This is a genomic window from Citrobacter sp. Igbk 16, assembly GCF_028069755.1.
In the GTDB taxonomy this organism is placed as follows: Bacteria; Pseudomonadota; Gammaproteobacteria; order Enterobacterales; family Enterobacteriaceae; genus Citrobacter.
Map to the genome: position 1 here is coordinate 155,867 of NZ_JANEWJ010000005.1, position 18,563 is coordinate 174,429.

20 protein-coding genes are annotated in these 18,563 nt (G+C 51.7%); 7 read left to right on the forward strand and 13 right to left on the reverse strand.

Translation table 11 applies throughout. From position 1 onward, the window contains the following. Positions 1–6: 6 nt before the first annotated feature. The 5 genes from pflB to NNO03_RS05830 all read left to right on the forward strand — a co-directional run bounded on the left by pflB (position 7) and on the right by NNO03_RS05830 (position 7,188). Positions 7–2,301, forward strand: coding sequence for a formate C-acetyltransferase (gene pflB, locus NNO03_RS05810; protein WP_271449047.1), 2,295 nt, complete (start codon positions 7–9; stop codon positions 2,299–2,301). Between the two features lie 13 nt (positions 2,302–2,314). Then, on the forward strand, positions 2,315–2,710 hold the full coding sequence (locus NNO03_RS05815; RefSeq protein WP_137382490.1) for an enamine/imine deaminase: 396 nt from the start codon (positions 2,315–2,317) through the stop codon (positions 2,708–2,710). Between the two features lie 89 nt (positions 2,711–2,799). After that, positions 2,800–4,164: an L-serine ammonia-lyase gene (gene tdcG / locus NNO03_RS05820; protein WP_271449048.1), complete on the forward strand. Its 1,365-nt coding sequence runs from the start codon at positions 2,800–2,802 to the stop codon at positions 4,162–4,164. A gap of 357 nt (positions 4,165–4,521) precedes the next feature. Further along, a complete protein-coding gene (locus NNO03_RS05825; RefSeq protein ID WP_040230536.1) occupies positions 4,522–5,853 on the forward strand; it encodes an amino acid permease in 1,332 nt (443 codons plus the stop codon). A gap of 24 nt (positions 5,854–5,877) precedes the next feature. Further along, positions 5,878–7,188, forward strand: coding sequence for a serine dehydratase subunit alpha family protein (locus NNO03_RS05830; protein WP_271449049.1), 1,311 nt, complete (start codon positions 5,878–5,880; stop codon positions 7,186–7,188). 131 nt (positions 7,189–7,319) lie between these two features. On the opposite strand, the gene NNO03_RS05835 is transcribed toward NNO03_RS05830, so the two are convergent. After that, positions 7,320–7,472, reverse strand: a complete 153-nt coding sequence (locus tag NNO03_RS05835) for a hypothetical protein (RefSeq protein WP_271449050.1) — start codon at positions 7,470–7,472, stop codon at positions 7,320–7,322. 26 nt (positions 7,473–7,498) lie between these two features. Beyond that, on the reverse strand, positions 7,499–8,200 hold the full coding sequence (locus NNO03_RS05840) for a pirin family protein (RefSeq protein ID WP_271442078.1): 702 nt from the start codon (positions 8,198–8,200) through the stop codon (positions 7,499–7,501). Positions 8,201–8,304: 104 nt separating this feature from the next. Here NNO03_RS05840 and yhaJ point away from each other — a divergent pair, with 104 nt between their 5' ends. Beyond that, on the forward strand, positions 8,305–9,201 hold the full coding sequence (gene yhaJ, locus NNO03_RS05845; protein ID WP_271442079.1) for a DNA-binding transcriptional regulator YhaJ: 897 nt from the start codon (positions 8,305–8,307) through the stop codon (positions 9,199–9,201). A 64-nt stretch (positions 9,202–9,265) separates the two neighbouring features. Here yhaJ and NNO03_RS05850 read toward each other — a convergent pair whose 3' ends face one another. The 11 genes from NNO03_RS05850 to exuT form a co-directional block, all read right to left on the reverse strand. Next, complete coding sequence (locus NNO03_RS05850) at positions 9,266–9,631, reverse strand: DUF805 domain-containing protein (protein WP_271442080.1); 366 nt, start codon at positions 9,629–9,631, stop codon at positions 9,266–9,268. A 124-nt stretch (positions 9,632–9,755) separates the two neighbouring features. Beyond that, positions 9,756–10,742, reverse strand: coding sequence for a glutathionyl-hydroquinone reductase YqjG (gene yqjG / locus NNO03_RS05855; RefSeq protein ID WP_271449051.1), 987 nt, complete (start codon positions 10,740–10,742; stop codon positions 9,756–9,758). Between the two features lie 190 nt (positions 10,743–10,932). After that, complete coding sequence (locus NNO03_RS05860) at positions 10,933–11,325, reverse strand: DoxX family protein (RefSeq protein ID WP_137382498.1); 393 nt, start codon at positions 11,323–11,325, stop codon at positions 10,933–10,935. Positions 11,326–11,508: 183 nt separating this feature from the next. After that, a complete protein-coding gene (locus tag NNO03_RS05865; protein ID WP_271442082.1) occupies positions 11,509–11,808 on the reverse strand; it encodes a YqjK-like family protein in 300 nt (99 codons plus the stop codon). Continuing rightward, the gene (locus tag NNO03_RS05870) at positions 11,808–12,203 is read right to left on the reverse strand and encodes a phage holin family protein (RefSeq protein WP_271442083.1); all 396 of its coding nucleotides are present in this window, start codon (positions 12,201–12,203) and stop codon (positions 11,808–11,810) included. The genes NNO03_RS05865 and NNO03_RS05870 overlap by 1 nt, the downstream gene beginning before the upstream one ends. Positions 12,204–12,205: 2 nt before the next feature. Continuing rightward, positions 12,206–12,511 (reverse strand): YqjD family protein, encoded by a 306-nt coding sequence (locus NNO03_RS05875; protein WP_271449052.1) that lies wholly within the window; start codon positions 12,509–12,511, stop codon positions 12,206–12,208. Between the two features lie 33 nt (positions 12,512–12,544). Further along, complete coding sequence (locus NNO03_RS05880; protein ID WP_271442084.1) at positions 12,545–12,913, reverse strand: DUF1090 domain-containing protein; 369 nt, start codon at positions 12,911–12,913, stop codon at positions 12,545–12,547. Between the two features lie 147 nt (positions 12,914–13,060). Continuing rightward, positions 13,061–13,444, reverse strand: a complete 384-nt coding sequence (mzrA, locus tag NNO03_RS05885) for an EnvZ/OmpR regulon moderator MzrA (protein ID WP_271449053.1) — start codon at positions 13,442–13,444, stop codon at positions 13,061–13,063. Between the two features lie 3 nt (positions 13,445–13,447). Continuing rightward, a complete protein-coding gene (gene yqjA / locus NNO03_RS05890) occupies positions 13,448–14,110 on the reverse strand; it encodes a DedA family general envelope maintenance protein YqjA (protein WP_005131462.1) in 663 nt (220 codons plus the stop codon). 349 nt (positions 14,111–14,459) lie between these two features. Further along, on the reverse strand, positions 14,460–15,236 hold the full coding sequence (gene exuR / locus NNO03_RS05895) for a transcriptional regulator ExuR (RefSeq protein ID WP_005131459.1): 777 nt from the start codon (positions 15,234–15,236) through the stop codon (positions 14,460–14,462). Between the two features lie 134 nt (positions 15,237–15,370). Then, the gene (gene exuT, locus NNO03_RS05900; protein WP_271449054.1) at positions 15,371–16,672 is read right to left on the reverse strand and encodes a hexuronate transporter ExuT; all 1,302 of its coding nucleotides are present in this window, start codon (positions 16,670–16,672) and stop codon (positions 15,371–15,373) included. Between the two features lie 474 nt (positions 16,673–17,146). On the opposite strand from exuT, the gene uxaC reads away from it, so the two are divergent. After that, the gene (gene uxaC / locus NNO03_RS05905) at positions 17,147–18,559 is read left to right on the forward strand and encodes a glucuronate isomerase (protein ID WP_271449055.1); all 1,413 of its coding nucleotides are present in this window, start codon (positions 17,147–17,149) and stop codon (positions 18,557–18,559) included. The last annotated feature ends 4 nt before the right edge of the window (positions 18,560–18,563 follow it).

Consider the following 18,563-nt stretch of genomic DNA (forward strand, 5'->3'; position numbering starts at 1 on the left):
TTTTTCATGAAGGTAAATATCGATACCAGCGATATGCTGTATGCCGAAGCCTGGAACGGCTTTAAAGGTACGGACTGGAAAGAAGAAATTAATGTCCGTGATTTTATTCAGCACAACTATACGCCTTATGAAGGGGATGAATCTTTCCTCGCCGAAGCTACGCCTGCGACCACTGCGCTGTGGGAAAAAGTCATGGCGGGCATCCGTATTGAAAACTCAACGCACGCGCCGGTTGATTTCGATACCAATATTGCAACGACAATTACCGCACACGATGCGGGGTATATTGAACAAGAACTGGAAAAGATTGTCGGTCTGCAAACGGATAAGCCGCTCAAGCGCGCTCTGCATCCGTTTGGCGGCATCAACATGATCAAAAGCTCTTTTGATGCTTATGGTCGTGAGATGGACGCTGATTTTGAATATCAGTTTACAGAACTGCGTAAAACCCATAATCAGGGTGTGTTCGATGCCTACTCTCCGGATATGTTGCGCTGCCGTAAATCCGGTGTACTGACTGGTCTGCCGGATGGCTATGGCCGTGGCCGCATTATCGGTGACTACCGCCGCGTGGCGCTGTACGGTATTCGCTACCTGGTGCGTGAACGTGAACTGCAATTTGCCGATCTTCAGTCGAACCTGGAGTGGGGGCAGAATCTTGAAGCCACGATTCGCCTGCGTGAAGAGTTGTCTGAGCACCGTCGTGCCCTGCTGCAAATGCAGGAAATGGCGGCGAAATACGGCTGCGATATCTCCCGTCCGGCGCGTAATGCGCAGGAAGCGGTACAGTGGGTGTACTTTGCTTACCTGGCTGCGGTGAAATCTCAGAATGGCGGCGCTATGTCGCTGGGCCGTACCGCATCGTTCCTCGATATCTACATTGAGCGTGACTTTAAAGCAGGTACCTTAACCGAGCAGCAGGCGCAGGAACTGATCGACCACTTCATCATGAAGATCCGTATGGTGCGCTTCCTGCGTACGCCGGAATTCGACACTCTGTTCTCTGGTGACCCTATTTGGGCGACCGAAGTTATCGGTGGGATGGGGCTGGATGGCCGCACGCTGGTGACGAAAAACTCGTTCCGCTACCTGCATACGCTGCACACCATGGGACCGGCACCTGAGCCGAACCTGACGGTGCTGTGGTCTGAGCAGCTACCGATTGCTTTCAAAAAATATGCCGCCCAGGTGTCTATCATCACCTCGTCTTTACAGTATGAAAACGACGACCTGATGCGTGCAGACTTTGACAGCGATGACTATGCCATTGCCTGTTGCGTTAGCCCGATGGTTATCGGCAAACAAATGCAGTTCTTCGGCGCACGTGCCAACCTCGCCAAAACGTTGCTGTACGCAATCAACGGCGGTGTGGATGAGAAACTGAAAATCCAGGTCGGACCGAAAACCGCGCCACTGATGGATGATGTGCTGGATTACGACACGGTGATGGAGAGCCTGGACCACTTTATGGACTGGCTGGCCGTACAGTACATCAGTGCACTGAACATCATCCACTACATGCACGACAAGTACAGCTACGAAGCGTCGCTGATGGCGCTGCACGATCGTGACGTGTATCGCACGATGGCGTGTGGTATGGCGGGCCTCTCCGTAGCGGCGGATTCTCTGTCAGCGATTAAGTACGCACGAGTGAAACCAATTCGTGATGAAAATGGTCTGGCTGTCGATTTCGAAATTGAAGGCGACTATCCGCAATACGGTAACAACGATGAGCGCGTAGACAGCATTGCCTGTGACCTGGTCGAACGCTTTATGAAGAAAATTAAAGTGTTGCCAACCTATCGTAACGCGGTGCCGACACAGTCCATTCTGACCATCACCTCCAACGTGGTGTATGGACAGAAAACCGGTAACACGCCGGATGGACGTCGCGCGGGCACGCCGTTTGCACCAGGGGCGAACCCGATGCACGGCCGCGATCGTAAAGGTGCGGTGGCGTCGTTAACCTCGGTCGCTAAACTGCCGTTCACCTATGCCAAAGACGGTATCTCGTACACCTTCTCCATTGTGCCGGCAGCGCTGGGCAAAGAGGACAGCGTACGTAAAACCAACCTGGTTGGTCTGCTGGACGGATACTTCCATCATGAAGCGCATGTGGAAGGTGGGCAGCATCTGAACGTTAACGTCATGAATCGTGAAATGTTGATGGATGCGATTGAGCACCCGGAAAACTATCCGAACCTGACGATCCGTGTGTCTGGTTATGCGGTGCGCTTCAATGCGTTGACCCGTGAACAGCAGCAGGATGTCATTTCCCGTACTTTCACCCAGGCGCTTTAACGCCGGAGGGGCTATGAGAAAAGTTATTGCAACTGAATGTGCGCCAGGAGCCATTGGTCCTTACGTACAGGGTGTGGATCTGGGCAGCATGGTGTTCACGTCGGGTCAAATCCCGGTATGCCCACAGACCGGTGACGTGGCTGACAACGTGGTCGATCAGGCGCGTCAGAGTCTGGAAAACGTGAAAGCGATTGTCGAGTCCGCCGGTTTGAAAGTGAGCGACATCGTGAAAACCACCGTTTTCGTTGCTGACCTGAATGACTTCGCCACCATTAACCAGGTGTACCAGCAGTTCTTTGATGAGCACAAGGCTATCTACCCCACGCGCAGTTGCGTGCAGGTCGCCCGCTTACCGAAGGATGTGAAGCTGGAGATCGAAGCCATCGCCGTACGTGGCGACACGGTGTAATCCCCTGCGGGGCGGTCGTGCGGATCGCCCCGATCCTTTAATGAGTGTGAAACCTGGTCTTCACTGAACGGCAATCCGAGGGTGTGGATATGATTAGCGCATTCGATATTTTTAAGATTGGCATTGGACCTTCCAGCTCCCATACCGTGGGGCCAATGAACGCAGGTAAAAGCTTTATCGATCTGTTGGTCAGCAGCGGGGAACTCCCCAAAGCTACGCATATTGTGGTCGATCTTTATGGATCGCTTTCCCTGACCGGAAAAGGTCATGCGACAGATGTCGCCATCATGATGGGACTGGCAGGTAACAGTCCGCAAAACGTCAATATTGATTCAATCGCTGGTTTTACTCAGGAAGTGGCCCGTACCGGACGTTTACCGGTTGCCGAGGGCACACATGTTGTCGATTTCTCTCCAGATGAAAATATTCTCTTTCATACCGAAACGCTGCCGCGCCATGAAAATGGTATGCGTATCACCGCGTGGAACGGCACCGAAACGCTATTAAGCAAAACCTATTACTCTGTCGGCGGTGGTTTTATTGTTGAAGAGGCGCAATTTGGCCAGGCACATGACGTTGAAGCACACGTGCCCTACAACTTTCATTCCGCCGGCGAACTGCTGAAACTGTGCGAGCGAAACGGACTTTCCGTTTCCGGTCTGATGATGCAAAACGAGCTGGCGATGCGCAGCAAAGAAGAGATTGATGCTGGCTTTGCCGCGATCTGGGATGTCATGCATGCCGGTATTGAACGCGGCATGAACACCGAAGGCGTTCTGCCTGGTCCACTCAATGTTCCGCGTCGCGCCGTGGCACTGCGTCGGTTGCTGGTCTCCAGCGATAACTTGTCCAGCGATCCGATGAACGTCATTGACTGGATCAACATGTTCGCGCTGGCCGTGAGCGAAGAAAACGCCGCCGGGTGTCGGGTTGTAACCGCACCGACCAATGGCGCATGCGGGATTATCCCTGCCGTGCTGGCTTATTACGACAAATTCCGCCGTCCGGTGAATGCCAATTCCATCGCCCGCTATTTACTGGCTGCCGGGGCGATAGGCGCGCTGTATAAGATGAACGCCTCGATTTCTGGTGCCGAAGTCGGCTGTCAGGGCGAAATTGGTGTGGCCTGCTCAATGGCGGCGGCCGGGCTGACGGAATTGCTTGGTGGTAGCCCTGCGCAGGTCTGCATTGCGGCTGAGATCGCGATGGAGCATAACCTTGGCCTTACCTGTGACCCGGTGGCCGGACAAGTGCAGATACCGTGCATTGAACGTAATGCGATCAACGCAGTGAAAGCCGTCAACGCCGCGCGCATGGCGTTACGCCGGACGTCCGAGCCACGCGTGTCACTCGATAAAGTGATCGAGACCATGTACGAGACGGGCAAAGACATGAACGACAAATACCGTGAAACCTCACGTGGAGGCCTGGCAATTAAAGTGGTTTGTACCTGAGGTTAATGGCCGTGATTACGGTTTGCACGCTTTTGTAGGCCGGATAAGGCGCAAGCGCCGCTATCCGGCAATGAATGAATTAATCAACATAGCAGAATAAAAAAGGTGCACTTTAGTGCACCTTTTTTGTTGTGATCGGCTTCAAAATTAGAAATTACATTCTTTATGTGAGTTTAAAAGAGAAAATATTTCTTAACTATCAGCAATTACATGGGCTTGTTTGTGAAGTTTTTCTCTAACCCTGCGCGTATGATTTCTTCATTCTAATAGCTTGCCTGCATCTCATGTACTGCGTATCGCCTTGAAGCAGTGCGATAAAATAAAAAAAACCTCTACCTACACACTAAGCGGGAAATTATGGAAACGGCAACGAATAGTAGCGTAATACTCGACGCATCAGCGCCTGCGCGTCGGGCGGGAATGACCGAAAGTGAATGGCGGGAAGCCATTAAGTTCGACAGCACGGACACGGGCTGGGTCATTATGAGTATTGGTATGGCAATTGGTGCGGGGATTGTTTTCCTTCCCGTCCAGGTAGGGCTGATGGGGCTGTGGGTTTTCTTGCTCTCCTCGATTATCGGCTATCCTGCGATGTATTTATTCCAACGCCTGTTTATCAACACGCTGGCGGAATCCCCGGAATGCAAAGACTACCCGAGCGTAATCAGCGGCTATTTGGGTAAAAACTGGGGCATCCTGTTAGGTGCATTATATTTTGTGATGCTGGTTATCTGGATGTTCGTTTACTCCACGGCTATCACTAACGATAGCGCCTCTTATCTGCACACGTTTGGCGTCACTGAAGGGTTGCTGTCTGACAGCCCGTTCTATGGACTGGTGCTGATTTGCATCCTCGTTGCCATCTCGTCACGAGGCGAAAAACTGCTGTTTAAAATCTCTACCGGTATGGTACTGACCAAGCTGCTGGTAGTGGCCGCACTTGGTGTTTCGATGGTGGGGATGTGGCATTTGTATAACGCTGGCTCACTGCCGCCGATGGCGCTGCTGATCAAAAACGCAATTATCACGCTGCCGTTTACCCTGACTTCTATTCTGTTTATTCAGACGCTAAGCCCGATGGTTATTTCGTACCGCTCTCGTGAGAAATCGATTGAGGTGGCACGCCATAAAGCTCTGCGTGCTATGAACATCGCGTTCGGTATTCTGTTTGTCACCGTCTTTTTCTACGCCGTTTCCTTCACGCTGGCGATGGGCCACGACGAAGCGGTTAAAGCCTATGAGCAGAATATTTCCGCTCTGGCGATTGCCGCACAGTTTATCAGTGGTGATGGTGCAGGTTGGGTAAAAATCGTCAGCGTTATCCTGAACATTTTCGCCGTGATGACCGCCTTCTTCGGTGTTTACCTGGGCTTTCGTGAAGCAACTCAGGGGATCGTGATGAATGTGCTGCGCCGCAAAATGCCAGCCGAGAAGATCAACGAAACTCTGGTTCAACGCGGCATTATGGTCTTCGCTATCTTACTGGCCTGGAGTGCGATTGTGCTCAATGCGCCAGTACTGAGCTTCACCTCTATTTGTAGCCCAATTTTCGGCATGGTGGGTTGCTTGATCCCGGCCTGGCTGGTCTACAAAGTTCCTGCATTGCACAAATACAAAGGCGCCTCTCTGTACCTGATTATCGTCACTGGCCTGTTGTTGTGCGTTTCTCCGTTCCTGGCATTTTCCTGAGTTATCTGAGCAAGGGTTGTTGTTATGTTTGAGACTACATTGAATCCATTATGGGATAGTTTTATTCGCGCGGTGCAGGAAGAAGTGAAACCTGCGCTGGGTTGTACTGAACCTATCTCTCTGGCTCTGGCGGCAGCCGTCGCTTCTGCTGAGCTGGACGGCGCGGTGGAACGCATTGATGCGTGGGTCTCACCAAACCTGATGAAGAACGGCATGGGCGTTACCGTGCCGGGTACCGGGATGGTTGGTCTTCCCGTTGCGGCTGCGCTAGGCGCTTTGGGGGGAAATGCCGGGGCTGGGTTAGAAGTATTGAAAGACGCGTCGCCACAAGCGATTGCCGATGCGAAAGCGATGCTGACCGCCGGGAAGGTGGCGGTGATGCTGCAGGAGCCTTGCGAGGATATCCTCTTTTCCCGCGCTAAGGTATACAGCTCGGAAGGTTGGGCGTGCGTGACGATTGTCGGCGGCCATACCAACATTGTGCATATCGAGACCAACAAAGGCGTGGTGTTTACTCAGCCTGAGCAGGTTCAGGCTGATGATCAGGAATCCCCGCTGGCAGTGCTATCCCACACGTCGCTGGAAGAGATTGTGGCATTTGTGAATGCTGTGCCGTTTGACGCTATTCGCTTTATTCTTGATGCGGCAAAACTGAACGGTGCGCTGTCTCAGGAAGGACTAAGCGGTAGCTGGGGCTTGCATATCGGCACCACGCTTGAGAAACAGTGCGCACGTGGTCTGTTGGCTAACGATCTCTCAACCGCCATTCTTATTCGTACCAGCGCGGCATCGGATGCGCGAATGGGCGGGGCGACGTTGCCCGCAATGAGCAATTCCGGTTCCGGCAATCAGGGTATTACTGCCACCGTTCCGGTGATGGTGGTGGCTGAGCACTTTGGGGCCGATGAAGAGAAACTGGCACGTGCGCTGATGTTATCTCACCTGAGTGCTATCTACATCCATCATCAGCTTCCGCGTTTGTCTGCGCTGTGTGCGGCAACGACCGCAGCAATGGGCGCCGCGGCAGGTATGGCATGGGTGGTGGATGGTCGTTACGACACTATCGCTATGGCTATTAGCAGCATGATTGGCGATGTGAGTGGGATGATTTGCGATGGCGCCTCGAACAGCTGCGCAATGAAAGTCTCTACCAGTGCGTCAGCAGCCTGGAAAGCAGTACTCATGGCGCTGGACGATACCGCAGTGACGGGGAATGAAGGCATTGTGGCGCATAACGTGGAGCAATCTATCTCTAACTTGTGTGCGCTGGCGTGTCGTTCAATGCAGGAAACCGACAAGCAGATCATTGAGATTATGGCCAGCAAGGCACATTAATCTGGCGACTGACTGCCTGATGGCGCGCAGATTTCCGGCCTGCGGGGGGCGCATCGTTACAAAACCGTAGGCCGGATAAGACGCATTAGCGTCGCCATCCGGCAGGCCGCTGTCTGACCTATGATTACCTGTCAGAGAGCGGCTTCTTCTTCTTCCAGCCGTAGCTCGGCATCAGCAACGATTGCTTCCAGTTCCGTTAGCAGGTCCTCGTAGCCAAAGACGACGGTTTCCTGTTTTTTGGCCTCAACCCGCGGCTGGCGTTTTTTTGATGACTTCTTGCTCAATAGTCGTACTCCCTTGATTCTAATGACTATACGGGCAAATCTATCAGCAAAGCGCGCAATGGGGTGTCGGCAACTAACGTTATGTTAGTTTCATCACGAATAAATGCGCCATCACCGCAGGTAAGCGCCTCTTTTTCAGCACCTGAAGTGACCGCGTGGAACGTGCCATGGATCGACTGCAAATACGCGCGATGCCCATGCAATTGAAAACTCAGTGATTCACCTTTTTGCAGCTCAACATGATGTACCCAGACCTGCTGGCGAAGATGCAGGCTGCCCTGCTCACCGTCAGGTGAAGCAAGCAGTTGATGCTTGCCGGCATTCAGCGTCGCTTTTTGCACGCAGGAATTTTCTCGCTGCGGGCAGGCGTCCAGCCATAGCTGCATTCTGGTCAGGGGTTTATCTTTGCTGATATTGTGTTCGCTGTAGCTGATCCCAGGTTGCGTAGCGAGCAGTAACACCTCTCCGGCTTTGGCCTGAATATGGTTACCTTCGCTGTCGCGATACTCTGCTTCCCCTTCGAGGATCAGATTGACGATATCAACCTTTGGATAGGTACGAGGCTGGAAAGAGGCCCCCGGTGCCAGAACTTCCTGGTTCAGAACACGCAGCGAGGCATAACCCAGCAGTTTAGGATCAAAATAGTGTCCAAAGGAGAAGGTATAACGGGCCTGCAGCCAGCCGTAGTCTGCTTGCCCGCATTGTTTGGCTGTACGGGTAGTAATCATAGTTCTTGACCTCTCTTTACTTCCTTTTATGTTAAATGGCTAGACGCTGCATTGTTAGCCAGATATTCTGCCCGGTATGTTCAAATTTCCTGAATGAGAACGAAATGGCCAAAGAACGGGCTTTAACGCTTGAAGCGTTACGCGTCATGGACGCAATAGACAGGCGCGGCAGCTTTGCCGCCGCGGCAGATGAACTGGGACGCGTACCTTCCGCCCTCAGCTACACCATGCAGAAACTGGAAGAAGAGCTGGATGTTGTGCTGTTTGACCGCTCTGGTCACCGCACAAAATTTACCAACGTCGGGCGTATGCTGCTTGAACGTGGCCGCGTGTTGCTGGAGGCTGCGGATAAGCTGACGACCGATGCTGAAGCGCTGGCCCGTGGTTGGGAAACGCATCTGACGATTGTCACCGAAGCGTTGGTGCCAACGGCGGCATTCTTCCCGCTTATCGACCGCCTTGCCGGAAAGGCGAACACGCAGCTTTCCGTCATCACTGAAGTGTTGGCCGGGGCGTGGGAGCGTCTGGAGCAGGGCAGAGCGGACATCGTGATCGCGCCGGATATGCATTTCCGCTCATCATCAGAAATTAACTCGCGCAAACTGTACTCGCTGATGAACGTCTATGTGGCGGCACCGGATCACCCGATCCACCAGGAGCCGGAACCGTTGTCAGAAGTCACTCGTGTGAAATATCGGGGCATAGCGGTGGCGGATACTGCCCGTGAACGCCCGGTGCTGACCGTTCAGCTTCTCGATAAACAACCGCGTCTGACGGTCAGTACTATTGAAGATAAGCGTCAAGCGCTGTTAGCCGGGCTGGGTGTAGCGACCATGCCGTATCCGTTGGTCGAAGAGGATATTGCCGCAGGCCGGCTGCGTGTGGTTAGCCCGGAATCGACAAATGAAATAGATATCATTATGGCCTGGCGTCGGGACAGTATGGGCGAAGCGAAGTCCTGGTGTTTGCGGGAAATCCCGAAACTGTTTGCGGGTAAATAGCCTGACTGTTACGCCGGATGCGGTGCAATTGCACCTTATCCGGCCTACAAAAGGATGTATGACGTCAGGACAGCTGTTTAGGGTCAGTGCCGAAGCGGTTGCTACCTGGCGTGCCGTTTTGGCAGTTGAAAAGGATGATGACCAACCAGCCAATGATGGGGATCAGTAATACTAACAGCCACCATGCCGAACGGTCGGTGTCATGCAAACGCCGAAACTGAACAGCCCACCACGGTATAAAAACCAGAATTGCATAAATCGTTGTTAATACGCCTTCTCCCCCGGCACGTTGCCAGCCAAACATCCTGTCTAACACGCTCAGCACGAACGTAAAGATGATGTTGACCAAAATAAACATCCAGTACTCTTTGCGCCGTGCACGACCACCAAAACCAAAGTAGTTCTTTAATACGTTTAAATACCAATCCATTTTCGCCTCGTTCTGCGTTCAATTACTTGTTTTTAAAGCAATCAAAATAAGAATAGCTGCGAATGAAATGATGGTAAATATTTACGGTATTAATTATTTGGTTCCAAAAGGGGGCCCGTGTAAATCACGCGAAACGCTCGTCGCGCCCGTGAGGCTCGTTGAGATCCTGCCACGGACCGATAGAAATAATACCCGTCGGGTTAATGGTCTTGTGGCTGCGGAAATAGTGAGTGCGGATGTGATCGAAATTGACGGTGTCTGCAATGCCTGGCATCTGGTAGATATCACGCAGAAAACCGTACAGATTCAGATAGTCACTGATCCGATGCTTGTCGCATTTGAAGTGGGTGACATACACCGGATCAAAACGTACCAGCGTAGTCCATAGGCGAATGTCAGCCTCTGTTAACTGGTCGCCAGTCAGGTAGCGATGCTGACCGAGAATCTGTTCCAGCCGCGCCAGTGATTCAAAGACTTTTTCGACTGCGCTGTCATACGCTTCCTGGCTGGTAGCAAAACCAGCTTTATAAACGCCATTATTGACGTTGTCATAAATCCAACTGTTCAGATCGTCAATTTTGCTTTGCAGGGCTGGTGGATAGTAATCCCCGGCTTTTGCGCCCAGCGCATCAAACGCGGTGTTAAACATGCGGATAATTTCTGCCGATTCGTTGCTGACGATGGTGTGATTTTTTTTATCCCACAGCACCGGAACCGTTACCCGGCCGCTGTAGTGCGGATCGGCGTGTAAATACAGTTGATAGAGAAACTCGTGCTGATAAAGCGTATCACCTGTTGCTGCCGGAAAGTTGTTATCAAACGTCCAGCCGTTTTCCAGCATCAGCGGATTCACTACGGAAACGGAAATGAAGGGTTCCAGACCTTTGAGTTTACGCATAATCAGCGTGCGATGCGCCCACGGGCAGGCCAGAGAAACATACAGATGATAGCGGTCTTTTTCGGCGGCAAAACCACCTTCGCCAGTTGGGCCTGGCGCGCCATCAGCGGTAAGCCAGTTACGGAAAGCCGATGCGGAGCGTTGGAATTTTCCGCCGGTTGATTTGGTATCATACCAGGTGTCATGCCAGACGCCGTCAATCAGTTGTCCCATTATCTCTCTCCCGAATAGCAAAACGAGGAGTTAATCCCCTCGTCTTTTAATAAGTATATACCCTACATAATTCGAGTTGCAGGAAGGCGGCAAGGGAAGACATTCCCCAGGAGCATAGATAACTATGTGACTGGGGTTTCTGAGTGTAGCCAACACACCTGCAACTTGAAGAATGACGGGTATAGTTTGATTACCACTTTTTATTCAGTACGCGGTCGATACTGAATGCGCCTGGACCCGTGATGGCCAGCAGCAGGAAACCGCCTGCGATGGTCAGGTTTTTCATGAACATCAGAGAGTTCATCCCTTCCGCAAAGTTGCTGTGGAAGATGAACGCGGTCAGCAGGGTGAAGCCTGCGGTGAACAGCGCGGTAGTACGGGTCAGGAAACCAAACAGGATTGCCAGGCCGCCGCCGAACTCAAGCAGAATAACCAGCGGCAACATAAAACCAGGGACGCCCATGGCTTCCATATACTGTTGGGTACCCGCATATCCGGTGATCTTTCCCCAACCTGCAGTAATAAACAGGATTGGCATCAGAATGCGCGCTACCAGTACACCAACATCTTCTAATTTTTTCATCGTACTCTCCAGGAAACCACTCAGGCGGATTGTTTTGTCTTTTGTGCATCAACGCTGCAGAGCGCGTCGTTGCTGTCGATGGAGAGAATCATAGACGTGCTGAATGACAATTGTTAGCAAGGAAAACTGTCAGTAATTTTCAAAAAATTTGAGGAACCCGCAAAATAGGGGATACGGCAGGGGTTAACCGCGCAATTGTTGCTGTCTGATTGTCGATTTAATCAGACGCCATGCGCTCCAGACGCTAAAGCCGCGTTTAGCCCAGCGAACCAGCAGATTAGGATTACGAATGGTCCGTACAGCCATAATACTGCTGCCGACCAGCACCCAGGCGCGCAGGTTCAGCAGCGTTTTCCAGCCACGATCGTATACGTCTGTAACCTCCAGCCAGTCGCGGCGGGTGGCAGACAGATCCAGCCGTTGCTGCTGGATCTGACCAAGCAGTTGTGCCTTACGTTTTTGGCGCTCGACTTTACTGCTCACTAGACATCATCCTCCAGGGCCTGCCTGTCATTAGCAAGTTCGTGGCGTGTATGGCGTAAGAGTGTTGATTTACGGGCTTTACGTAATGTCCATATCCCGCCAACGAGCGCCAAAAGCAACAGCACAACGGTGGTGGCAATCATCGCGTTCAGGCGGTACTGAGGGTCAATGGCCCAGATGATAAGCACCATCAGGCTCATCAGCCCAAATGCCGCAAAGAGCATAGTCAGTCCCAGCATCAGCACGATCTGGACAAGGTTAGCTTTTTCCTCTTCCAGCTCAACGACGGCCAGCCGTAATCGGGTCTCTACGATCTCAACGAGAATCGTGAGGATCCGTTGTCCAATCCCCAGGACGCTTTTGCCCGGACCTTGTGCGTGTTGAGAGTCAGCCATTGTTAGCGGCGCGACAGCAGTACACCAAGCACCACACCGACCGCAGCGCCAATACCAACGCCTGTCCATGGGTTTTCGCGCACATAGTTATCTGCTTTGGCGGCCGCTTCACGGGTTTGCTTAGCAATCACATCGCTGGTCTCGCTCAGGCGATGGCGGCTCTCGCGCAGCGCATGTTCAGCTTTGCTGCGAATTTTACTCATCTCTTCCTTCGACTTATCGCCAGAGGTGCTCAGTACTTCTTCGAGCGTATCCGCAAGGGATTTCAGCTCAGCGCGCAGATTTTCCGTAGCGTTATCTTTCGACATAGTTTTCTCCAGGTGAGTGGGTAGTTACCGTACTTAGTAATCGCGGGTCTCAAGTTCCTTCAGCTCTTTTTGAGCCTCTGCAAGCTTACGTTCGCGTTTTGCGATTTTATCCGCATCGCCTTTTTGCTTCGCTTCGGCTAAATCACGCTGACGTTCGGCTATCTCATTTTTCTGCTCTGCGATTTTTTTCTGGTGATTCGCGCGCAGTTTGCTGTCAGTACAGTTTGCCCGAACCTCACTAAGCGCTTTGTTCAACCCATTGATGCGGCTCTGATTGTTGTGCTTTTCGGCATAACTAATTTCCCGCTGAATATCTTGTTCTTTTTCCTGACAGAGGGAGTTAGCGTAGCTGCCGGCACTGAGAGCGAAAAGACTAATTGCCAAAGCGATGCGGTATTTCATTCTTGAACCTTCCATTGTGATTCGACCCGGTGCTTTGGGTCGATGCTCCAGAATAATAAAGCTGTAGGTCATAACTTCAGTTTATTAATCATAGGCACTAAACGGTGAAATCACCAAAGTGAGTGATCTAATTCAGATTCCTGGAGATTAACCAAAGCGGTGCGGTGTATCCCGTAAACGAGATAACCACTGCACTGCCTGATTGTCATCATCCTGTTGAGCAATAACGAAGCCGTGTGGCAACGTTCTGTCCAGTACAGCTTTTGCGGCTGCGCTTTGCGCGCTGGAATCAAAGGTGATCAGCAGCGCGTCATTTTGCGGAGTAATACTTTTAAAACGAATGCCGTTGGCATCCAGATGATGCCAGATAGAGAAGCCGTCTGGCATGCTGGCACCCTGGTTTATGGCGCGAATGGCAAGCGTCGATTCCTGCTGGCGAATGACCGACCAGGTCAGGATTAACGCGCCCAAAAACAGCATAAAGGAGGTGGCCCAGGCCAGTCGTCGGAGCGTTATGCGTGATTTCAGCATAATTTACCCTCGGTTCCCGTATTTCTTTTTCCAGAGTACAACCAGTGAACCGGCAAGGCCAACCACCAGTAATACGACAGGAAGCAGCATCAGGCAGGACATGAGCTGATCTTCATACTTAAGAAAAACAGGTGTTTTGCCCAGTAGATAGCCCAGCGTTGTCAAAATCAGTACCCACAATAGACCGCTCATCCAGTTGAAGAACTGAAAACGCGCATTATTCAGGCCTGACAGCCCGGCAATGGTCGGCAGTAATGTTCTGACAAACGCAATGAAGCGACCGACCAACAGCGCGGATAAGCCATGTTTGTGGAAAAGATGATGCGCGCGTTGGTGATAATGAGCCGGAAGATGAGAAAGCCAGTTCTGCACGGTGCGGGTATTACCCAACCATCGGCCCTGAATATAGCTGAGCCAACAACCGAGGCTGGCTGCGGTGGTGAGTAGCAGTACCGTTTGCGGAAAACCCATTGCGCCTTTGGCAATAAGTACGCCGACCAGTACCAGCAAACTGTCGCCAGGTAAAAAGGCCGCTGGTAGCAACCCATTTTCCAGAAACAAAATTGTAAACAGTACAAAATACAGCATACCAATCATGGAAGGATTGGCCAGAGTTTCAAAATCCTGAGCCCATAAAGCATTCAGTAATTGAGTCAGTAGTTCCATTCAGTATTCCTGGAGAATCGGTTATGGTCACGCCGTTGTTCTTGAGTTTGTAATGCCGCGATTTTATTGGTGTTTTTTGCATGGATCGCGGTCTGCACAAATTCACGGCCTGAACTGTTCCCTGTTAAGTTGTGAAGTAAGCAAGCACTAACACATAAAAAATTCAAAACGCTTTTAATTGTAACAAAGGTCAACGTAGTCCGTTATATAAATTACGGTGGTTGAACTCTGATTTTGCTTATCGCAATGGAGTGAGGCGAGAGGATTTACACAGGCTGACACTTTATACCTAATGCTTACCGAGTGTCAGAAACAGGCGCTATTACCGCGCCTGTGAAAGTCAGAACGTTTATTTTGTGCTGTTTGCAGCTGTATCCAGATGAACGACCGGATTTTCTGTGAAAAGGTAACGATCCGCGTTGAACTCGAAATCATCGCTGGTTTCGTTAAACAGCATCTGTTTCGTGTTCTCAAGGTGCTGCCACATCGCCAGTTTGGCTGCATGCGGATCTTTGCGAATTAATGCCCGCAGGATCTGGTCATGGTCATCACACCAGTTGTCTACCGTGCGCAGATCAATGTGATCATGCAATTTCTTCCAGTAGGGGTTATGAACGCGCTGAGTCCACATTTTTTCAACAATGGCGGCCAGAGCTGAGTTTTGCGTCGCTAGCGCGACCTGAACATGGAACTGCAGGTCCCATTCGGAGTCACGAAAGCTTTTTTCGTTGCGCGACTTCTCCTGGATTTCCATCAGTTTCATGATGTCCTGCTTGGTCACCTGAGTGGCGGCAAACTCGGCGATGTTGCTCTCAATAAGTTGACGCGCTTGCAGCAATTCAAAAGGACCGTAGCTGGCGAATTCCAGACCTTCGTCGGGAGCAACATAATGTTTGGGTTGGTTAGAGATGACGTGGATACCCGATCCTTTACGCACCTCAACGTAGCCTTCAACCTCGAGCATGATAATCGCTTCACGAACCACGGTACGGCTGACATTCTTTTCATCGGCAATAAAGCGCTCGGCGGGAAGTTTATCGCCCACCAGATAGACGCCTTGCTCGATGCGTTCTTTTAGATCGGCAGCAAGTTGTTGGTACAAACGTCGTGGTTCAGTGATTTCCATATGCACTCCAGGCATGATACGGCAGACTATATTTGTTATACCACTTTTGCGATGGCGGCTCTACTCGCACCGACAAAAAAGCCGCCAGTCAACTGGCGGCTCTGCATTATATACCTATGACGACTCGCGTCAGGTTAATTTTGCGTAGCGGGAGAGCCGGTTTGCGGGCCCGAATCAATCTCGCTTGCCGACTTGTTCTGCAGTACCGTCCAGATGACTAACGCACCGAGCAGGTCGAATACTGCCAGTACGGCGAACAGTGGGCTAAATCCGATGGTATCAGCCAGGGCACCAACGACCAGGGCAAACAGGGTACTCGCCAGCCAGGCAGACATCCCCGTCAGGCCGTTAGCGGTCGCGACTTCATTGCGGCCAAATACGTCAGAAGAGAGCGTAATCAGCGCGCCAGACAGTGCCTGGTGAGCAAAACCACCGACGCACAGCAGGGCGATAGCAATATACGGGCTGGTAAACAGACCAATCATCCCTGGGCCAATCATCAGCAGTGCACCCATGGTGACGACCATTTTACGGGACACGATCAGGTTTACGCCGAACCAGCGCTGGAACAGCGGCGGTAAGTAACCCCCGACGATACAGCCCAGGTCAGCAAACAGCATTGGCATCCACGCGAACATCGCAATCTCTTTCAGGTTAAAGCCGTAGACTTTAAACATAAACAGCGGGATCCAGGCGTTGAATGTACCCCAGGCCGGCTCTGCCAGAAAACGTGGCAGCGCGATACCCCAGAACTGGCGGTTACGCAGGATCTGGCCAAGCGACATTTTCTTCGCTGTGCTGTTTTTATGCTGTGATTCCTGACCGTTAAGGATGTAATCACGCTCTTCGTCAGACAGTTTTTTCTGGTCGCGCGGGTGTTTATAGAAAACAAGCCAGGACATCGCCCAGATAAAGCTCAGAGCACCAGAAATAATGAACGCCATCTGCCAGCTGTGCATGACGATAGCCCACACGACCAGCGGCGGAGCAATCATCGCGCCGATAGAAGAACCAACGTTAAAGTAACCTACAGCAATGGAACGCTCTTTTGCCGGGAACCATTCAGAACTGGCTTTCAGACCCGCAGGGATCATCGCGGCTTCTGCGGCACCGACTGCGCCTCGTGCCAGTGCCAGTCCACCCCAGCTACCAGCCAGCGCCGTGGCACCACAGAAGACGGCCCACAGAACGGCGAACATCGCGTAGCCTACTTTGGTGCCGAGCACATCCAGCACGTAGCCAGCAACGGGTTGCATTACGGTGTAAGCAGCAGAATACGCTGCGATGATATAGGAGTACTGTTGAGTGGAGATGTGTAACTCTTCCATCAGCGTTGGCGCAGCTGCCGCCACAGTGTTACGTGTCAGGTAACCCAGCACGGTGCCAAGCGTCACCAGTGCGATCATGTACCAACGTAACCCTTTAATTTTACGCATGTAAAACCTCATCGTTTTGTTATGTCCGCTAACGAGCGGTCATCTTCCAGTCCAGGGCGGAGGATGTTCTTTTACGAAGGGCGTGACCGAAAAAAAACCGGCACTGCCCCGAACTTTGCCATGTCAATGATTGTGCTAATTCGGTTTCCGTACCGGTCAATCCGATGGTGGACCATCGGTAATTTGCATTCCGTCGGCTTATGTATCGCGACGGCAAAAAGATAACTTGTCATACAGCTTTAAAAGGTGAGTGCCATCACAAAAGTGTGAATCTTCGTGTGGTCATTAATTCGATTCAGCAAAGCCAGTACTGGCGCGGCTTGCCGTGAGTTTTACCTCTTTGAGAGTAATTTTTTTGTCATCATTTGTTGATCTAACTCACGAAAATATCTTCAGTGTATGGAAATTGGTGTGATAACTTTGACAACATCAAAACATAAGCAATCTGACGCACTCGCTGAGAGGAAGACGATAATGACCCCGTTTATGACTGAAGATTTCCTGCTGGATACCGAATTTGCCCGCCGTCTGTATCATGATTACGCCAAAGACCAGCCTATCTTCGATTACCACTGCCATTTGCCGCCGCAACAAATCGCTGATAACTACCGTTTTAATAACCTGTATGACATCTGGCTGAAGGGTGATCACTACAAGTGGCGCGCCATGCGCACTAACGGTGTCGCTGAACGCTTGTGTACCGGTGATGCGTCCGATCGCGAGAAGTTTGACGCCTGGGCCGCGACGGTTCCACACACCATCGGTAACCCGCTCTACCACTGGACGCATCTTGAACTGCGTCGCCCATTTGGTATTACAGGTAAGCTGTTGTCTCCTGCAACTGCCGATGAAATCTGGAATCAGTGCAACGAATTGCTGGCGCAGGATCAGTTTTCCGCGCGTGGAATCATGCAGCAGATGAATGTAAAAATGGTCGGCACCACCGATGATCCGATCGACTCTCTGGAGCATCACGCTGCGGTCGCGAAAGACAGCACCTTTGCAATCAAAGTGCTGCCAAGCTGGCGTCCGGATAAAGCCTTTAACATTGAACTGGCGACCTTTACCGATTACATGGCGAAACTGGGTGAAGTTTCTGACACCGAGATCCGCCGCTTTACCGACCTGCAAACCGCGCTAACTAAACGTCTTGATCACTTTGCGGCTCACGGCTGTAAAGTCTCCGACCATGCGCTGGATGTGGTGTTGTTTGCCGAGTCTAACGAAGCTGAACTGGATAACATCCTGGCGCGTCGTCTGGCGGGTGAAACCCTGAGTGAGCACGAAGTTGCCCAGTTCAAAACTGCCGTACTGGTATTCCTTGGCGCTGAATACGCACGTCGCGAATGGGTGCAGCAGTACCACATTGGCGCATTGCGTAATAACAACCTGCGTCAGTTCAAACTGCTGGGCGCGGATGTCGGTTTCGACTCCATTAACGACCGTCCGATGGCTGAAGAACTGTCCAAACTGCTAAGCAAGCAGAATGAACAGAACCTGCTGCCGAAAACCATCCTGTACTGCCTGAACCCGCGCGATAACGAAGTGCTGGGCACCATGATCGGTAACTTCCAGGGTGAAGGCATGCCGGGCAAAATGCAGTTCGGCTCCGGCTGGTGGTTTAACGACCAGAAAGATGGGATGGAACGTCAGATGACACAACTGGCGCAGCTCGGTCTGCTGAGCCGTTTTGTGGGTATGCTGACTGATAGCCGTAGCTTCCTGTCATACACGCGCCATGAATATTTCCGTCGCATCCTGTGCCAGATGATTGGCCGTTGGGTTGCCGCGGGTGAAGCACCTGCAGATATTCAACTGCTGGGTGAAATGGTCAGAAATATTTGCTTCAACAATGCGCGCGATTACTTCGCCATTGAACTGAACTAAGGCC